The organism is Caballeronia sp. (assembly GCF_028292365.1).
In the GTDB taxonomy this organism is placed as follows: domain Bacteria; phylum Pseudomonadota; class Gammaproteobacteria; order Burkholderiales; family Burkholderiaceae; genus Caballeronia.
Genome location: NZ_JAQGMM010000080.1, coordinates 1 through 15,896, shown reverse-complemented (window position 1 = coordinate 15,896; position 15,896 = coordinate 1). Strand labels below are relative to the sequence as shown.

At 59.5% G+C, this 15,896-nt stretch carries 16 protein-coding genes and 1 pseudogene; 12 read left to right on the top strand and 5 right to left on the bottom strand.

Translation table 11 applies throughout. The features are described 5' to 3' along the window. The 7 genes and pseudogenes from JWR14_RS04665 to modA form a co-directional block, all read left to right on the top strand. The coding region (locus JWR14_RS04665; protein ID WP_299702132.1) for an MFS transporter at nucleotides 1–432 on the top strand (432 nt) is incomplete at its 5' end. Between the two features lie 84 nt (nucleotides 433–516). Continuing rightward, entirely contained in the window at nucleotides 517–1,500 is a 984-nt protein-coding gene (locus JWR14_RS04660; RefSeq protein ID WP_299702128.1) for a helix-turn-helix domain-containing GNAT family N-acetyltransferase, read from the top strand. A 119-nt stretch (nucleotides 1,501–1,619) separates the two neighbouring features. After that, nucleotides 1,620–2,081, top strand: a pseudogene (locus JWR14_RS04655) (SRPBCC family protein). Next, nucleotides 2,065–2,430, top strand: a complete 366-nt coding sequence (locus JWR14_RS04650) for a metalloregulator ArsR/SmtB family transcription factor (RefSeq protein ID WP_299702125.1) — start codon at nucleotides 2,065–2,067, stop codon at nucleotides 2,428–2,430. The pseudogene JWR14_RS04655 and the gene JWR14_RS04650 overlap by 17 nt, the downstream one beginning before the upstream one ends. 481 nt (nucleotides 2,431–2,911) lie before the next feature. Further along, nucleotides 2,912–3,781, top strand: a complete 870-nt coding sequence (locus JWR14_RS04645; protein WP_299702122.1) for a DMT family transporter — start codon at nucleotides 2,912–2,914, stop codon at nucleotides 3,779–3,781. Between the two features lie 202 nt (nucleotides 3,782–3,983). Next, nucleotides 3,984–6,059, top strand: a complete 2,076-nt coding sequence (locus JWR14_RS04640) for a TonB-dependent siderophore receptor (RefSeq protein WP_299702120.1) — start codon at nucleotides 3,984–3,986, stop codon at nucleotides 6,057–6,059. Then, nucleotides 6,056–6,910, top strand: coding sequence for a molybdate ABC transporter substrate-binding protein (gene modA, locus JWR14_RS04635; RefSeq protein WP_299702118.1), 855 nt, complete (start codon nucleotides 6,056–6,058; stop codon nucleotides 6,908–6,910). The genes JWR14_RS04640 and modA overlap by 4 nt, the downstream gene beginning before the upstream one ends. A 10-nt stretch (nucleotides 6,911–6,920) precedes the next feature. Here the strand turns inward: modA and JWR14_RS04630 are convergent, their stop codons facing one another. From JWR14_RS04630 to JWR14_RS04610, 5 genes are read right to left on the bottom strand one after another with little or no spacing between them, the layout of a single operon-like run. Next, a complete protein-coding gene (locus tag JWR14_RS04630) occupies nucleotides 6,921–7,328 on the bottom strand; it encodes a RidA family protein (RefSeq protein WP_299702115.1) in 408 nt (135 codons plus the stop codon). Nucleotides 7,329–7,378: 50 nt separating this feature from the next. Further along, nucleotides 7,379–8,344 carry an agmatinase gene (locus tag JWR14_RS04625; RefSeq protein ID WP_299702112.1) on the bottom strand — a complete coding sequence of 322 codons (966 nt, stop codon included), beginning with the start codon at nucleotides 8,342–8,344 and terminating at the stop codon, nucleotides 7,379–7,381. Nucleotides 8,345–8,394: 50 nt separating this feature from the next. Next, the gene (locus tag JWR14_RS04620; RefSeq protein WP_299702109.1) at nucleotides 8,395–9,057 is read right to left on the bottom strand and encodes an amino acid ABC transporter permease; all 663 of its coding nucleotides are present in this window, start codon (nucleotides 9,055–9,057) and stop codon (nucleotides 8,395–8,397) included. Continuing rightward, nucleotides 9,047–9,730, bottom strand: coding sequence for an amino acid ABC transporter permease (locus JWR14_RS04615; RefSeq protein WP_299702106.1), 684 nt, complete (start codon nucleotides 9,728–9,730; stop codon nucleotides 9,047–9,049). The genes JWR14_RS04620 and JWR14_RS04615 overlap by 11 nt, the downstream gene beginning before the upstream one ends. A gap of 13 nt (nucleotides 9,731–9,743) precedes the next feature. Beyond that, nucleotides 9,744–10,592: a transporter substrate-binding domain-containing protein gene (locus tag JWR14_RS04610; RefSeq protein ID WP_299702104.1), complete on the bottom strand. Its 849-nt coding sequence runs from the start codon at nucleotides 10,590–10,592 to the stop codon at nucleotides 9,744–9,746. A gap of 133 nt (nucleotides 10,593–10,725) precedes the next feature. On the opposite strand from JWR14_RS04610, the gene JWR14_RS04605 reads away from it, so the two are divergent. The 5 genes from JWR14_RS04605 to JWR14_RS04585 form a co-directional block, all read left to right on the top strand. Beyond that, a complete protein-coding gene (locus tag JWR14_RS04605; protein ID WP_299702101.1) occupies nucleotides 10,726–11,610 on the top strand; it encodes a LysR family transcriptional regulator in 885 nt (294 codons plus the stop codon). A 188-nt stretch (nucleotides 11,611–11,798) separates the two neighbouring features. Beyond that, nucleotides 11,799–12,458, top strand: coding sequence for a FadR/GntR family transcriptional regulator (locus JWR14_RS04600; RefSeq protein WP_299702098.1), 660 nt, complete (start codon nucleotides 11,799–11,801; stop codon nucleotides 12,456–12,458). Between the two features lie 90 nt (nucleotides 12,459–12,548). Further along, nucleotides 12,549–14,204 (top strand): ABC transporter substrate-binding protein, encoded by a 1,656-nt coding sequence (locus JWR14_RS04595; protein WP_299702095.1) that lies wholly within the window; start codon nucleotides 12,549–12,551, stop codon nucleotides 14,202–14,204. 60 nt (nucleotides 14,205–14,264) lie between these two features. Further along, nucleotides 14,265–15,218, top strand: a complete 954-nt coding sequence (locus JWR14_RS04590) for an ABC transporter permease (protein WP_299702092.1) — start codon at nucleotides 14,265–14,267, stop codon at nucleotides 15,216–15,218. Nucleotides 15,219–15,221: 3 nt separating this feature from the next. Beyond that, nucleotides 15,222–15,896: ABC transporter permease (locus JWR14_RS04585; RefSeq protein ID WP_299702089.1), on the top strand; the 675-nt coding region annotated here is incomplete at its 3' end.

The following is a 15,896-nucleotide window of genomic DNA, read 5'->3' as shown; positions in this document are numbered from 1 at the left end:
GACCGCTACGGCAGCCGCCGGATGTTCCGCCTGCTGGTAGTCCTATCTCTCGTGCCCGTGCTGTTCGTCACTCACCTGCCGAACCTGCCGTTCATTGCGATGGTGCTGCTGTTCCCGGTGTTTATGGTGATCGTGTCCGGTCGCATGGTGCCGATGCAGGCGTTGCTGACGACGGTTCCCGAACCGTCCAACCGCGGCGCTTTCCTCAGCACGAATAGCGCATTGCAAGCGCTCGGCGCCGGTTGTGGTGCGTGGCTCGGCGGACTGTTCCTTTCGTTCGATACGCATGGGGCGATCCGGGGGTATGGCATCAATGGCGTGCTGGCTGTCGCACTCGTGTCGTTTGCGGCGATTTGGGTCGGTCGCGTGAAAGCGGCCTCGGAAAGAGCTGTTTCGCCGCCCATTGCCGCAGAGCCGGTTGGGGAAGCGTAGCCGTTCAAGCAAAGTTCGAGTGAGCTTGAAAAAGTTGCGCCCCGCAAGTATATTGGTTGCGAGGCGCAACCGATTGGAGCAACCATGGACTATGTTAATTTACCCGAGAAATCCCGGGATCACACCATCCTCGAGCTTCGCGACTTTTCGCGAAAGCTGGTACGCGAGCTTGGTTTCATGCGCAATACGCTGGCCGACAGCGACCTCGCGCCATCGGCCGTTCATGCGGTCATTGAGATTGGGTTGGCGCCGGGGCTTCAGGCGCGTGATCTGGCCGACACGCTGCGGCTCGACAAGTCGAACACCAGCCGGCAGTTGGCAAAGCTCGAATCATTGGGACTGGTAACACGGGAAACAGCGAGCGACGACGGCCGGTCGTCACGGCTGTTCCTGACGGCAACCGGCAAGAAGTTGCGGCAAAAGATCGACCGCTTTGCGACCGATCAGGTCTCCAATGCGCTTCGACGACTGGTGCCCGCCGACCAGCAAACGCTGGTCCGCTCGCTAGCGCTTTACGCGGACGCTTTAGCGCAGGACAACGTCAACAAGACACCGCGAGCGGCTGCATCGATAGATGAAAAAATCCTCGAGGGCTATCAACCGGGGTGCATTGGCGACATAGCAGGCCTGCATGCACGTTTCTATTCGCAGGCAGCCGGCTTTGGTGTTTTCTTTGAAAAGAAAGTCGCCACGGAACTGGCGGAGTTTGCCATGGCCTTGCCGTCTCCCGGTAGGGCGCTGTGGCTCTATGTCGAGAACGGCAGGTCACTCGCTTCAATCGCCATAGACGCAGATGACTCCGATGACCGGCTTGCTCATCTGCGATGGTTTATTGTCGACGAGTCGTTGCGCGGCTCGGGTGTGGGACGCCGCCTGCTTTCCAAGGCACTGGATTTCGTCGACCGGGAATTCGATGAAACCTATCTTTGGACGTTCAAGAGCCTTGACGCAGCACGTCATCTGTACGAGTCATCAGGCTTTCAATTGACCGAGGAAGCAGAAGGCTCGCAATGGGGCACTCATGTGAGCGAACAGAAATTCAACCGGCGCTCGGGCGAGAGGTCTTAGGTCTTAGCAAATCCCCTCATAAAGACTGACGCCAAGTACGTACTACTCCGCATGAAACATGCAGTCAAATACTTGCATTTCTTCGCCCCGCTGACTAATATGCAGTCAGGAGGCTGCATATGACATCATCAACTGATCGAATTGAAAGACAGATCCTGGTCGAGGCGCCGCGTTCGCGAGTCTGGCGCGCGCTGTCGAATGCTGAAGAATTCGGCAACTAGTTCGGCATGGATTTCAAAGGCAAAACCTTTGTCGCGGGTATGCCCGTTCATGGGCGCATTACCCACCCCGGATACGAACATCTTGTCTGCGAGATGTTGATTGAACGCATCGAACCTGAGCGGCTATTTTCCTGGCGCTGGCATCCGGGCGCCATTGATCCGGCCGTCGACTATTCCGGCGAGCCCACCACGTTGGTCGTATTCGAGCTTGAAGAGGTCGGCTCAGGTACGTTGGTGCGCATAGTCGAAACCGGCTTTAACACTATTCCGCCTGCGCGCCGCGTGGACGCATTCCGCCTGAACAGTCAGGGGTGGGAAGCGCAAATGGCGAACATCGAGAGACATGTTGCCAAGGGCTAGGACTCCTTCAAACAATGCGCTGCTCAAGGGCGCGGCGCAACGAAACGCGGCGGCGGTTTTCGCCGCGCTAGGCGACGAGACACGGTTGCGTCTCGTCGCTGTCCTGTGCGCCGGCAGCGCGATGTCGATCGCGCAACTTACTGCCGGAACGGACATCACGCGGCAGTCGGTCACGCAACACTTGCAGGTGCTGGCGAACGCGGGTCTTGTGCGCGACGTCAAGGTCGGGCGCGAGCGCCTGTGGGAATTCGAACCGATGCATCTGGAAGCCGCCCGGCAATCTCTTGAAACGATCGCACAGCAGTGGGATCACGCGCTGATGAAACTAAAGCTCGCCGTTGAGCGTTGAGATGCAAGCGATGCGGCCGGTTTGTCGTGCGTGGCAACCCAGGGTCAAGCAGGTTTTCTCCCCGGATCGCCATAGATCGGCTAAGCAAACAAACGAATAACTCGATTCCGCCAGGTCCCCGCCTAAGCGTTGCGCAACCGGCGACTAAGCGGTAATCTTGCACCCTTAGCACTCGACTCTAATTAATCCGCCTTCCATGATGAATCTTGCGCATATTCGCCTTGCCGCTATCGAGCCCGACTCGAAGGCTGGCCATGCGCGCCTTAACGGTTCCAAGGATTGCGGTTTCTCTGTTTCCCCACCTGTCGTTTCTCCTCCGAACGCCGTCCCGGCTGGCGCAGTAGCGCCGCCGCACACGAGCGTTCCTGGCTGATTTTCCGCCCTTCAAGTCTTAGGCTTCCGACCTGACCGCGGCACCTGCTGGTGCCGGCGGATCGATCGCGCTCGCCTAAGTCCTTATTCCCTCGACAGGTGAATACTCATGGCTTTTGTAAAATCCGCCGTCGCAGCCTATGGTTCGACGGCACTCTTTGTCCTGCTGTGGAGCAGCGGTGCAATTGTTTCGAAACTGGGACTTGATCATGCCCCGGCCTTCGCTTTCCTCGTGCTGCGTTTTGCATTGGCGTCAAGCGTCCTTGCGATGCTGGCTGTATGGCGCGGGCGCTGGTTGCCAGCATCCGGAACGCGTCTGCAAGTCACCATCACCGGTGCGTTGCTGACCGGTGGTTATCCGATTTGCTATCTGCTTGCGCTCGATCGTGGATTGACGCCCGGCATTCTTGCAACGCTCCTGGGCGCACAGCCCATTCTCACGCTTGTGCTGGTGGAGCGTCGCTTGACCGCAGCACGCTTGGGCGGCCTGTTGCTTGCGTTGGGCGGTTTGTCCCTCGTCGTATTCGCAGCCGGCAACGCTGAGCGCTTTCCTCTAGCGGGTGTGCTTCTCGGCTCGGCCGCTCTGGCCTGCATGACGACAGGCGCCATCCTCCAAAAGCGCCTGAAGCAACAACCGACCGATGTCCTGCCGCTTCAGAACGTAGTCGGTCTCGTGCTCGCCCTGTTGTTCGTACCGTTCGAGCCCATCAGGTTCGTGCCCAGCGTGGATTTTCTTATACCGTTGCTGTGGCTAGGCATCGTGATATCGGTTTTTGCGCAGTTGCTCTTTTACCGGCTGATGCAGGCCGGTAATCTGGTCAACGTGACGAGCCTCTTTTATCTCGTGCCCGTTGTCACCGCCTTCATGGATTATCTCGTGCTGGGAAACCGTCTCGCGCCTCTTGGCGTGGCAGGAATGATGTCGATACTCGCAGGCCTGGTGCTGGTATTTCGCGCCGCCCCCGCACAGAATCGCTAAGCGCTGAACGCAGCATTGGCAACTCGAATACCCGGCGTGTATACCGGATATTCGAGCCCAACCCGCAACTAGCCGATACGCGCCTGATCGTTTCGTTATATATTGCAGAACATATCGAAATTGTTACCGGCACACCCCCACTACAACAACTATGCCTCGCCCTACTACTGTGTTTAGGGCGCTCACACTTGCATCCGCAGGAATGAGCGCTTCGTTTGCCACGTACGCGCAAGATGAGGAAGTCCAGCTTAGCCCCGTTGTCGTTAGCGGCTTGGCGCCGCTGGCTTATCCGACTTACCAGGTCGATCGCATCAAGGTTGGACCGCTTGGTTACAAGGATCTTCTGGATACGCCTTACTCCATTAGCGTCGTGCCCTCGTCACTAGCCGAGAACCAGCAACTTCAAAGTGTCCGCGAAGCGTTTCGCTTTATTCCATCAGTTCAGGGTGAAAACATTCGCCCGCAAACACGTGGACTGCAAGCGGGCGTTGTGCAAAACACGCGCGTCGACGGTCTTAATGTCGCAGCGACAACCGACTACCCCATCGAACAGTTCGACCGCATTGAAGTCTTGAACGGTTTGGCGGGTGCGCTCTATGGTCCCGCTAATCCGGCAGGCACGTTCAACTACGTGCTTAAACGCCCGACTGCGGAACCCTTGCGTGAGTTCACCTTCGGTTATGCCTCACAGCAGTCTCTGACCGAGCATATGGACCTTGGCGGCCATTTCGGCAATGATGATCGCTTTGGTTATCGGCTCAATCTGCTTAACCAGAATGGTGAAGGTTATGTGGACGGCAGCCGCTTGCGGCGCGAATTGGGCAGCCTCGCTTTTGATATCCGGTTCACGCCGGATACAACACTCGAGACGAATGCGAGCACCTACCGCTACCTGGATACCGGTTTTCCCGGGACGTTTGCTTTGGCCAGGAATGTACCGTTCCCGAGCGCGCCCGACCCTACCAAGCCGGGATATGGCCAGTCATGGGCAGGTGACGACAACGTCACCAATATGTTCAGCGCCACGCTAAAGCATGACTTCAACAAGGACTGGCATTTGACGGCAGGCGTGCTGCGCGAAACGAGCGACCGGGCATCGACCGTACCGACCAATACGATCACCAACAAGTCCGGCGCCTATACAACGACCACAGCCACCACCACGTTCAGTCTCGATACGATCGTCAGCAACACGCTCGCGCTTAACGGGCGAACATGGCTCGCGGGCATGTCGCACGATCTGGTTGTGTCGAACACAGGATTTTTCTGGAACCGTTACACCCCGTTCCAGACCGGCGCCATCACGTTGGGAAATGCGAGCATTGACGATCCATTGGGATTCGCGAAGCCGCCCTTGCCGGATTTCTCGAACCGCTACCGGGCAATGAATACAGTCCAGCAATCGATTACGCTGGGAGACACCATCGGTTTCAACGAGCATTGGTCGACGCTGCTGGCGGCAAGCCAAAGCTGGATCACGGTGCATAACTACAACAAGCAAGGAACGACAACGAGCCAATACAACGCTAACGGCATTAGTCCGACTGCGAGCCTGTTGTTCAAGCCCTGGTCTAACGTGACGGCCTACCTGACTTATGCGGATAGTCTGCAACAGGGCGACAGCGCCCCAGCCGGTTCCGCGAATGCGGGAGAGAGTCTTGCGCCGTATAGAAGCAAGGAATGGGAACTCGGCTACAAGGTGGACCTTAGCCGCATTAGCCTTGGCGCTGCGCTGTATCGAATAAAGCGGCCGTACGCGTATGTAGGAACGGATAACGTTTTCGCTGAACAAGGCGAACAGATCAACCGCGGTCTCGAGCTCACCGCCAACGGTGCCGTGACGCACGATTTAAACGTGTTCGCGGGCGTGTCGCTGCTGGATCCCCGCCTCTTCGATACCGGTTCGGCCGCCACCAGTGACAAGCAGATCCTCGGGTTGTCGCGAGTCGTCTTCAATGCCTTGTTCGACTATAACGTCCCGATAGTCCCGGGCCTGGCGTTCAACCTGAATGTCAATCACGCAAGCCGCCGGCCGGGCAACTTCTCGAACACGGACTTCGTCGACGGTTATACGATCGCGGACCTCGGTGTACGTTATCAAACCAAGATAGCGGGCAAACATGTGGTGTGGCGTTTGGCGGTCGACAACATAACGGACAAGCGCTACTGGGCCAACATTACACCGACGGGCCAGAACGGTTTCAACAGCACGGACAACGGGACCGGCACGATTGGCGCGCCGCGGACCATTCGTGCTTCATTGCAGATCAATCTATGACACTCACTCATCCTGCCGTTCGCGGCGCGCTAAGCGCCGTTTCCGTTTCCGTTTCCGTTGGACTAGCTGGCTTTGCGAATCAGGCGTCCGCTCAGGAACCAGTCACGGTGTATGCAGCCGGCAGCATGGGCGGTGCGTTATCGGCGATTGCAAAGCAATACACCGCTGACTCGGGACAGAAGATCAACCTCGTCACCGGGCCAGCGGGGCTGCTGCTTGAGAAAATTGAAGGCAACGCCCGCGCCGACATCTTCATCTCCGCGAACATGGCTCATCCACAACGACTGACAACGGAAGGCAAGGCGGCGTCGACCGTTGTGTTTGCGAGGAACCGTGTGTGTGTCGCGGCGCGGCCGGACGTTGGCTTGACAAGCGACAACCTGCTGGACAAGTTGCTCGACCCTGCTGTGAAGATCGGCACGTCGACCCCCAAGGCTGATCCTGGCGGCGACTATGCATGGATGTTGTTTGCCAAAGCCGATACGGTGCATCCCGGCGCCAGCAAAATCCTGGAGGACAAGGCGCAACAACTGGTGGGCGGCCGCGTGACGCCGGACGTGCCTGCCGGGAAAAATCCGGTCAAGTACTTCATGGAAACGCACCGGGTCGATGTGTTTATCGGCTACTGCAGCTCACATGAAACAACGCCCGACACGAGCGTTACGCAGGTCGAATTGCCGTCGAATCTGGTCGTCTCCGCCGACTACGGCATGACCGTGCTCGACGGCGCGCAGAACAAGTCGACACATGATGCGGCTTATCGCTTCGCGATGTACCTGATGAGTCCGCAGGCGCAAGCCATATTGCCACGCTACGGTTTCAGCGCGGTCGCGATGACGTCGCCACGATAGAGACGTTGCGTCAGGACTTCACCGCGATCACATCGACCTCGACCAGCCACTCCGGCCGGGCCAGCGCCGTCACGGTGAGCCCGGTCGACACCGCATGCACGCCCTTCAGCCAGCGCCCTACAACGCGATACACGGCCTCGCGGTAACGCACGTCGGTCAGATAGATTGTGACCTTGCAGATGTCTTCCAGCTTGCTGCCCGCTTCTTCAAGCAGCATCTTCACGTTGGCCATTGCCTTCTCGGCCTGCGCAGCAGCGTCGCCAATACCAACTGATTCATACGTGTCGATATCCTGACCAATCTGGCCTCGAAGGAAAATCATGGTTCCCGCAACGACCGCTTGCGCGAGGTCGTTATCGAGTGATTGTTCCGGATAGGTTATTTTCGTGTTGAACGGACGAATACGAGTGTGTTCCATGAATCGTGCCTAAGGTAGGTTCAATGCGTAAGAATGGGCGAACCGCTACATCAGCGGCGGTTATCGAAATAACCTGCGCGAATCGCGCTGCCGATCAGGTTGAGAATCAACCGCCCCGCCGTGATGCACGAGATCTGGTTGACGTCTTTCTCTGGTTGAATTTCAACGATATCCATGCCCACCACGCGGCCCTTCTTCACCAGACCATGAATCAGCTTGCGTGCTTGCAGGAAGGTCACGCCACCCGGCGCCGGGCCTGCTACGGCCGGCATCACCGAAGGATCGAGCCCGTCGGCATCAATGGTCAGATAGTAGTTGCCGCCGTCCGGGATCCGCGCGAGCACGGCGTCCATGCCAACGTCGTGAAGCTCGTACGCGGTGATCAGCTCTGACCCGTACGCCTTTGCCGCGCGCAATTCTTCTGGACGGCCGCTACCCTGTGCACGCAGCCCGATCTGCACGATCTTTGCGACATGCTTCATCTCCGAGGCTCGGCGGATCGGGCTGGAGAGCCCGTCACGCACGCCGTTCACTTCATCGCGCCAGTCGAGATGCGCGTCGACATGAACGAGCGTGATCGGGCCAAGGCTATCGAAGGCACGCAGTACCGGCGTTGTAATGCCGTGGTCACCGCCCATCACTATCGGCAATGCACCTGCAGCGAGGATCTTCCGCACCACGGCTTCCACACGCTCATAGTGACTGCCCGGAGCCGCGAGGTCTGCGATCACGTCGCCGCAATCGACAAAGCGGATATCGTCGCGTTCCTGCAAGAGCGGACCGTCGATATCGAAATCGTAGTGACCGGGCGAGCGAACCACGCGGTCGGTCGCCTGACGGATCGCCGTGGGGGCGTTGGTCTGGTCATTGGTGAAGTCAGCGGCAGAGTACGCGGAGCCGTAGGGCATGCCGAGGACGGCAATGTCGGCCTCGAGGTTATCCAGGTCCGTCGCGAGCTCTGAGTACAGCAAGGTCTTGTGGCCGGTTTTCGGCGGGACGGTCAGTGGTTTTATCATGATTAGGTATCCTTTATTTAAGATTCATGCACCCGGCATGGCGACCAACATCAGGCGCGCCGGTAACGGGTCGCGTATCGCTCCGACCATTGCCCTGCAATGTCGAGCAGAACACTGCAGAGCCAGTAGATCAGCGCGGTCGTACCGAGCACTTCGACGTAGGCGAAGGTGTCGGCTGTCAGCAGGTTGCTCTGATACGTGAGTTCGGTAAGGCTCATCACCGAGAAGATCGACGAGTCCTTGAACATCATGATCGTCAGGCTGGTCGTGGCCGGCGCCAGATACCCGAAAATCTGCGGCAGCACGACATGACGTTGAACCTGCAATCCGGACAGCCCCAGCGACCTTGCGGCCTGGACCTGACCATGGGCGAGGCTACCGAACGCTGCACGCAGAATTTCGCAAAAATAACCGCCTGTATAAAACGCGGTCGCAGCTACGCCAATCGCGAACGCCGGCATCGCGACACCAATTTTCGGCAAACCGAAGAAGCTGAGATAAACGAGGATCAGGAACGGCACATTGCGCACGATTTCCACATAAGCCAGCGCGCTTGCCTGCAGTAAGCGCAACGAGGACGCACGAAAATACGCAGCAACAGTGCCCAGCACAATGCCAAGCGGAATGCCCAGCACGCAGACTTGCGCCGTGACCTTGAGCCCCTTGAGGAGCGGCAGGATGGACGACTCGACAACAACGAAGTCAATGGACATTGGGCAGCACCTTCGCGACGCGGCGTTCGAGACCACGCGATGCTGACGACACGAGAAACAGGATCGCGAAGTAGACGGCTGCAGTCGCCGAGAATACCTGTAACGGCAGGTTCGTCTGCAGCGTGGCGTCGCGTGCGACGGTCGCCAGGTCATGCACCGCGATGATCGACATCAGCGAAGAAGCCTTCAGCAGCATCGTGAACTCGTTGGTCAGCGGCGGAATGGAACGATAGAAAAGCTGCGGAAACACGATATAACGCCAGACCTGGACCGGTGGCATGCCGAGTGCCCGAGCGGCCGGTATCTGTCCGCGGCCAAGCGAGTTCAGTGCGCCACGCAGGATCTCGGACACGTATGCCGCCGTGTTCAACGCCAGCGCAAGAATGCCGGCTTGCAGCGGCGAGAGCGGCAGATGGAGCACAGAGGGCAGGACGTAATACGCCACCAGCATCTGGATCAAGGCCGGCGTGCCGCGTATCACGCTGACATAAAGAATCACGACCGCAGGCAGCGCGCGTCCGCCATGCTGACGCAAGAGCAACAGCAGCGAGCCCGTCACCACGCCAAGCACGAACGCCACCACACTAGCTGCGACCGTGGTGACGGCGCCCTCGGCCACATCCTGAAGGAAAGGCCCAAGCGCGGCGATCAGGTCGCTCAGAGAGGCGAACATGCAGCGCTCCGGCTCAGACCGCGCCTTCAGGCAAATAGCCGCTGGTCGGCAGGTTCATCGTGTAGCCGAACCACTTCTGCTGCATTTGCGCGAGTTGGCCGTTCTTCGTCAGTTCCGCGAGCGACGTATTGATGAACTCGCGAATTTCCTTGTCTTGCGGATTCGCAACCCAGGCGAGCATCTTCGGTTCGCCGATCTTGCCGACCACGCGAAACTGTCCCGGCTCCTTCTTCATCAGGACCGCGACAATATTCGACGGCATGATCCCGACATCGAGCGTCTTGTTCGTCAGCGCGACCATCACATCGGGATACGCCTGAAACAGCTTGATGTCCGCATAGCCCGCGCCTTTTGTTTTCAGTTGCGTGTCGAATGCCTGCGCGATCGGTTGTGACGACGAGCCCATCTGCGTACCGACTATCTTCCCTGCCGCATCGTCCGCTTTGGTGACGGCGGTGTCGCTTGCACGCACGACCAGCACCGTATCGACTACCCCAACTGGCTCGGAAAACGCGAAGCGTTTTGCACGCTCCGGATTGATGCCGACACTCGTCGCCACGAAGTCGAACTTGTGCGTCATGAGGCCGGGCAGCAAGCCCTGGAACGGCAGGTTCACCTGGTTGAGCGCGACCCCGAGCTTGGTCGCCATGTACACGAGAATGTCGTGACCGTAGCCTACTACCTTGCCGTTCTCGACGAATTCAAACGGTTCGTAAGCGGCTTCGGTGCCAACCGTCAGCTTGCCGCGCTGGCGGATATCGGCAAGTGTTCCGCCTTCGGCGAACGCGAACGACGGCATGGCCAGCGCAAGCGACACGCCGCCTGCCACGGTAAGGAATTTGCGACGGTCGAGCGTGATCATGAAGTTCCCCGGGAAACTTTGAAAAGCGTTGAGAAGCGTTGATGGGGGAAATGTAGGTAGTCAAAAAAGTTTTGAATAACCATTTTTTCGTTGATATGGTTCCGGAAACCGAAACCTTTCAAGGCGCGCATCGATGAAGAAAATGGACCTGAACGAGCGCGATCTGCGATCGCTGCGCGTGTTTTGCGCAGCCGCGCAGGCAAGCGGTTTTGCAGCGGCGGAGCGCACATTGTCGATGTCCAAGGCGTCGATCAGCCGCCATATCAATGAGGTGGAGTCACGGCTTGGCGTCAAGCTGTGCGAGCGCGGTCCGGGCGGGTTTCAGCTCACTGAGGGCGGAGAAGTTGCGTTGCGCTTCGCGTTGCAGGCGCTCGAAGCGCTGGAGCGGATCAAGCCTGAAGTCGATGCTGTGCGCGGGGTTTTGTCAGGGCCGCTTTTGCTCGGGACGTCCGAGCATGTGATGACGCATGAGGGGTGCAGGATTTCCGAGGCGCTGGGTGAATTGCATCGGATTGCACCGCTGGTGAGGCCTACGTTGTCCGTCATGACGTTTAGCGATCTTGGTGCCGCGCTGGCCGAGCGGCGGGTGCAGATCGCCATTCGAGGCGCTTATAAGCGTATCCGGGCGTTCCGGCACTATCCGCTTTTTACCGAAACACACCGGGTGTTTTATCGACCGGCGGCTGCGGGCGAGATTCAGGCTCACGGCAATACGCGCGCGTTGCCGCTGATTTATCGGCCTCACCCGTTTGTTGAGGATGCGCTTGCCACGCAAGGGTTTGTGCAAGGGCTGGAGGTGAGTGGGCTCGAGGCCGTCGCGATGATGATCGCTACAGGCCGTTACGTCGGGCTGCTGCCTGAGCACTACGCTGCGCAGCTTGCTCCACGGTATGAGTTTGCGGTTCTGCCGCAGTCGCCTTTCTACTCGATGCCGTTTTGTGCCATCGTCGAAGAGGTGCGGCCCTTGACGCGGGCCGCAGAGGCGTTCTTGAATTTGCTGTTGGAGGCGCATCGGTGAGGAGGTTGTAATACCTCGCTCCCTCTGCCCTGATTTCGTGCGATGCACCGAATCGATCGCCGCGAACTAGTGCACACGCTACTTCCCAAATTCAATTCACTATCCCCAAGCCATTGTTTTAAAAGCCAACATACTCCTGGCACGGTTCACGCATAGGCACTCCGGTCCTACCGGTAGGAGTGCACTGCATGAGCATGTCGAATTTCGTTGCGCAAACGCTCCAGCAACGCATTCTTTCAGGCGCATACGCGCCCGGCGAAGTCCTGCCCGGACAGCGCCAGCTAGCAGGCCAACTCGGCGTCAGCCGCGGCGCCCTGCGCGAAGCCGTGTCCGTACTCATGACGCTAGGCTTCCTTCGCTCTATCCCCGGTAAAGGCACGTTCGTCGCGCATCGCGGACAACGCGATACGGAGCCCGTCAGCCGTAGCGCCGAGCAAACAATGCAACTGCGCTACATCATCGAGCCCTCCGCCGCCGCGCTCGCCGCACGAACAACCGGTCCCGGCGTAGCAAGCCAGTTCCGTGACATGCAAGCGCGCTTCAAAGACGCCCTGCTGCGCAACGACCTCGTCGACGCAGCCAACTGCGATCTCGCTTTCCATCAAGCGATCGCCGCCTGCTCCGGGAACGACATCCTCGCGGAAATCTCACACTCGTTCGAAGACCGCATAGGTAAAAGCCAACGCTTTCCCCTCGCCAATACACCACGTCTGATCGAGGCGTTCGAGGAACACAAACACATTGTTGCCGCGATAACCGGCGGCAATGCCACTGCCGCAATGGCCGCCATGCAACGCCATCTGCGAGGCGCCGCCGAACGCGCAGGCATCACCTTCGCCATTCCGTAAATATCAGCATGACTAACTGAAGGCGTGCCGTTCCTGGCCGCCCTCCGCGGTATCCACCGACGATCAACCACCACAAAGGACCGTATCTGCATGAACTTCATCAAATCAAGTTTGCTGACGTGGGCCTGCGCGCTGGTATGCAGCGCGGTCTTGCCTGCCGCCGCACAAGCACAGGAAAAAGTGCTGAGGATTGCAATGACAGCAGGCGATATCCCTCGCACACTGGGCCAGCCAGACCAGGGTTATGAGGGCAATCGCTTCACAGGCATCACCCTGTATGACGGCCTCACGCAATGGGACCTGAGCCACGAGAAAGGACCCAGCGAGCTGATCCCCGATCTCGCCACGTCCTGGCAAGTGGACCCCAAGGATCACACCAAGTGGATCTTCAAACTGCGCTCCGGCGTGACGTTCCACGACGGCTCGCCATTCAACGCCGACGCAGTCGTCTGGAACGTCGACAAGGTCCTTGACAAGAGCGCGCCGAACTTCGACCCAAGCCAGGTCGGCGTGACCGCATCACGCATGCCCACTTTGCGCTCAGCACGCAAGATCGACGACCTGACGGTCGAACTGACGACTTCCGAGCCCGACTCGTTCTTGCCGATCAACCTGACAAACCTGTATATGGCTTCACCCGTACAGTGGCAGAAAAAACTCGCCGCCATCCCCGCGTCAGTGACCGATCCCGTCGAGCGCGACAAGCAGGCGTGGATCGCGTTCGCCGCCGATGCATCGGGTACAGGCCCGTTCAAGATGGCGCGCTTCGTGCCGCGCGAACGCCTGGAGATGGTCAAGAACACCGAGTACTGGGACCCGGCACGCAGGCCGAAGATCGACCGCGTAGTACTGCTGCCGCTGCCCGAGGCCAACACGCGCACGGCAGCCCTGTTGTCAGGACAAGTCGACTGGATCGAGGCGCCCGCACCGGATTCCATGGACGCCATCAAGTCGCGCGGCTTCAAGATCTATTCGAACCCGCAACCCCACGTGTGGCCGTGGCAGCTCTCATTCCTGCCGGGTTCACCGTGGCTCGACAAACGCGTGCGTTACGCAGCCAACCTCTGTGTGAACCGCACGGCGCTCAAGCAGTTGCTGGGCGGGATGATGAGCGAAGCGACCGGCACCTTCGAGCCGGGCGACCCGTGGCGCGGCAATCCGACCTTCCAGATCAAGTACGACCCGGACGCAGCCCGCAAGCTGATGACCGAAGCCGGTTATTCGGCCGCCAAGCCGCTGAAGGTCAAGGTGCAGATCTCGGCTTCCGGGTCTGGTCAGATGCAGCCGCTGCCCATGAACGAATTCGTGCAACAGAACCTGAAAGCCTGCTTCATCGACGTCAGCTTTGACGTGGTCGAGTGGAACACGCTCTACACCAACTGGCGCCTTGGTGCGAAGGACCCGTCGGCGCATGGCGCCAATGCAACCAACGTGAGCTTCGCATCAATGGACCCGTTCTTCGCCATGGTCCGTTTCGTCAGCACGCAGGCCTTCCCGCCGGTATCGAATAACTGGGGGTACTACAGCAACCCGAAGATCGATACGCTGATCCAGCAAGCCCGTACGACCTTCGACGCGAAACAGCGCGACGTGCTGCTCGCGCAGTTGCATGGAGACATTGTCGATGACGCGCCGTTCATCTGGATCGCCCACGACACCGGTCCCCGCGCAATCTCCGCCAAGGTGCACGGCGTGGTGCAACCGAAGAGCTGGTTCATCGACATTGCCACCATGTCGATGAACTGACCTGAACCCGCCGCGACCTGGACACTCCGCGACCAGGCCGCGGCAACCGGGCACCACCTCATGCTTTCCTATCTTCTACGGCGCGCGCTCTATGCGTTGCCGATCATGCTGGGCGTTGCGTTCCTCTGCTTCATGCTGGTTCATATCGCGCCGGGCGACCCGTTGGTCTCGATCCTGCCGCCCGATGCATCGGCTGACCTGCAGAAGCAATTGATGGAGCTCTACGGGTTCAATCGGCCACTGCCCGTGCAGTTCTTCAGTTGGGTCTGGCGCGCGCTGCACGGCGACCTGGGCACCTCGATTGCCACCGGCCGCCCCGTTGCGGGCGAAGTGATCAAGGCGGTCGGCAATACGATGATGATCGCCGCGCTGGCCACGCTGATTGGTTTTGCATTCGGCGCGCTGTTCGGCTTTGTAGCGGGCTACATGCGCGGCTCGTGGATTGACCGCGCGGCTTCGCTCGTTTCGGTCACCGGCGTGAGCGTGCCGCATTACTGGCTGGGCATGGTCCTCGTGATTGTGTTCTCGGTGAAGCTGATGTGGCTGCCCGCCACGGGCGCAGGGCCGGATGGGTCGGCCGACTGGCATTGGGACTGGGCGCACTTCCAGTACCTCGTCCTGCCCGCGGTCACCATGTCGTTCATCCCCATGGGCATCATCGCGCGCACGGTCCGCGCGCTGGTGGCCGATACGCTGTCGCAGGAATTCATGGTCGGATTGAGGGCGCGTGGCTTGAGCGAGTTGGCCTTGTTCCGCCATGTGCTGAAGAACTGCGCGCCGACTGCTCTGGCAGTGATGGGCCTGCAACTCGGTTATCTGCTCGGTGGCTCGATCCTGATCGAGACTGTGTTCTCGTGGCCGGGCACTGGGTTCCTGCTCAATGCCGCGATCTTTCAGCGGGACCTGCCGCTGCTGCAAGGCACCATCCTGGTACTAGCACTATTCTTCGTTATCCTGAATCTCCTGGTTGACATCCTTCAAACCGTCTTCGATCCGCGTATTGAAAGGGGCTGAGCCGTGACCACGACTATCACCACCACCGGCGAAGCCGCCACGCCCCTTGCCACGCCGTTGCGCTCGCGCGGACACGGAGCAAACGTGCTGCGCCGCCTGGTCCGCAATCCCCAGGCGATGCTCGGCGCCACCGTGATCCTGATCTTCTTGATCATGGCCGTTGCCGCGCCGCTCCTGATGCCGGCCGATCCATTCGCCGCGTCCATGTTCAACCGCCTCAAGCCGATCGGCACGCCCGGCTATTTGCTCGGCACCGACGAACTAGGCCGCGACATGCTGTCCCGCCTGATCCTGGGCGCTCGCCTGTCGCTCTTCATGGGCGTGACACCGGTCCTGCTCGCGTTCGGGATTGGCGGAGCGATCGGGATCATGGCGGGTTACGCAGGCGGTGTGCTCAACGCGCTCGTGATGCGCACGATCGACGTGCTCTACGCCTTTCCGTCGGTGCTGCTCGCCATCGCGTTATCGGGTGCATTGGGTACAGGAATTGGCAACGCGCTGGTATCGCTGACCGTGGTGTTTATCCCACAGATCGCGCGAATTGCCGAGAGCGTCACCACGCAAGTCCGCCGCAGTGATTTCGTGGATGCCGCGCGCGCGTCGGGCGCAAGCGCTTTTACGATCGTGCGCGTGCATGTGCTCGGCAATGTGATCGGACCGATCTTCGTGTTCTCGACC

Coding starts and splice junctions, on each gene's coding strand:
- JWR14_RS04660 (WP_299702128.1), top strand. CDS start 517: ATGGACTATGTTAATTTACCCGAGAAATCCCGGGATCACACCATCCTC.
- JWR14_RS04650 (WP_299702125.1), top strand. CDS start 2,065: ATGTTGCCAAGGGCTAGGACTCCTTCAAACAATGCGCTGCTCAAGGGC.
- JWR14_RS04645 (WP_299702122.1), top strand. CDS start 2,912: ATGGCTTTTGTAAAATCCGCCGTCGCAGCCTATGGTTCGACGGCACTC.
- JWR14_RS04640 (WP_299702120.1), top strand. CDS start 3,984: ATGAGCGCTTCGTTTGCCACGTACGCGCAAGATGAGGAAGTCCAGCTT.
- modA (WP_299702118.1), top strand. CDS start 6,056: ATGACACTCACTCATCCTGCCGTTCGCGGCGCGCTAAGCGCCGTTTCC.
- JWR14_RS04630 (WP_299702115.1), bottom strand. CDS start 7,328: ATGGAACACACTCGTATTCGTCCGTTCAACACGAAAATAACCTATCCG.
- JWR14_RS04625 (WP_299702112.1), bottom strand. CDS start 8,344: ATGATAAAACCACTGACCGTCCCGCCGAAAACCGGCCACAAGACCTTG.
- JWR14_RS04620 (WP_299702109.1), bottom strand. CDS start 9,057: ATGTCCATTGACTTCGTTGTTGTCGAGTCGTCCATCCTGCCGCTCCTC.
- JWR14_RS04615 (WP_299702106.1), bottom strand. CDS start 9,730: ATGTTCGCCTCTCTGAGCGACCTGATCGCCGCGCTTGGGCCTTTCCTT.
- JWR14_RS04610 (WP_299702104.1), bottom strand. CDS start 10,592: ATGATCACGCTCGACCGTCGCAAATTCCTTACCGTGGCAGGCGGCGTG.
- JWR14_RS04605 (WP_299702101.1), top strand. CDS start 10,726: ATGAAGAAAATGGACCTGAACGAGCGCGATCTGCGATCGCTGCGCGTG.
- JWR14_RS04600 (WP_299702098.1), top strand. CDS start 11,799: ATGAGCATGTCGAATTTCGTTGCGCAAACGCTCCAGCAACGCATTCTT.
- JWR14_RS04595 (WP_299702095.1), top strand. CDS start 12,549: ATGAACTTCATCAAATCAAGTTTGCTGACGTGGGCCTGCGCGCTGGTA.
- JWR14_RS04590 (WP_299702092.1), top strand. CDS start 14,265: ATGCTTTCCTATCTTCTACGGCGCGCGCTCTATGCGTTGCCGATCATG.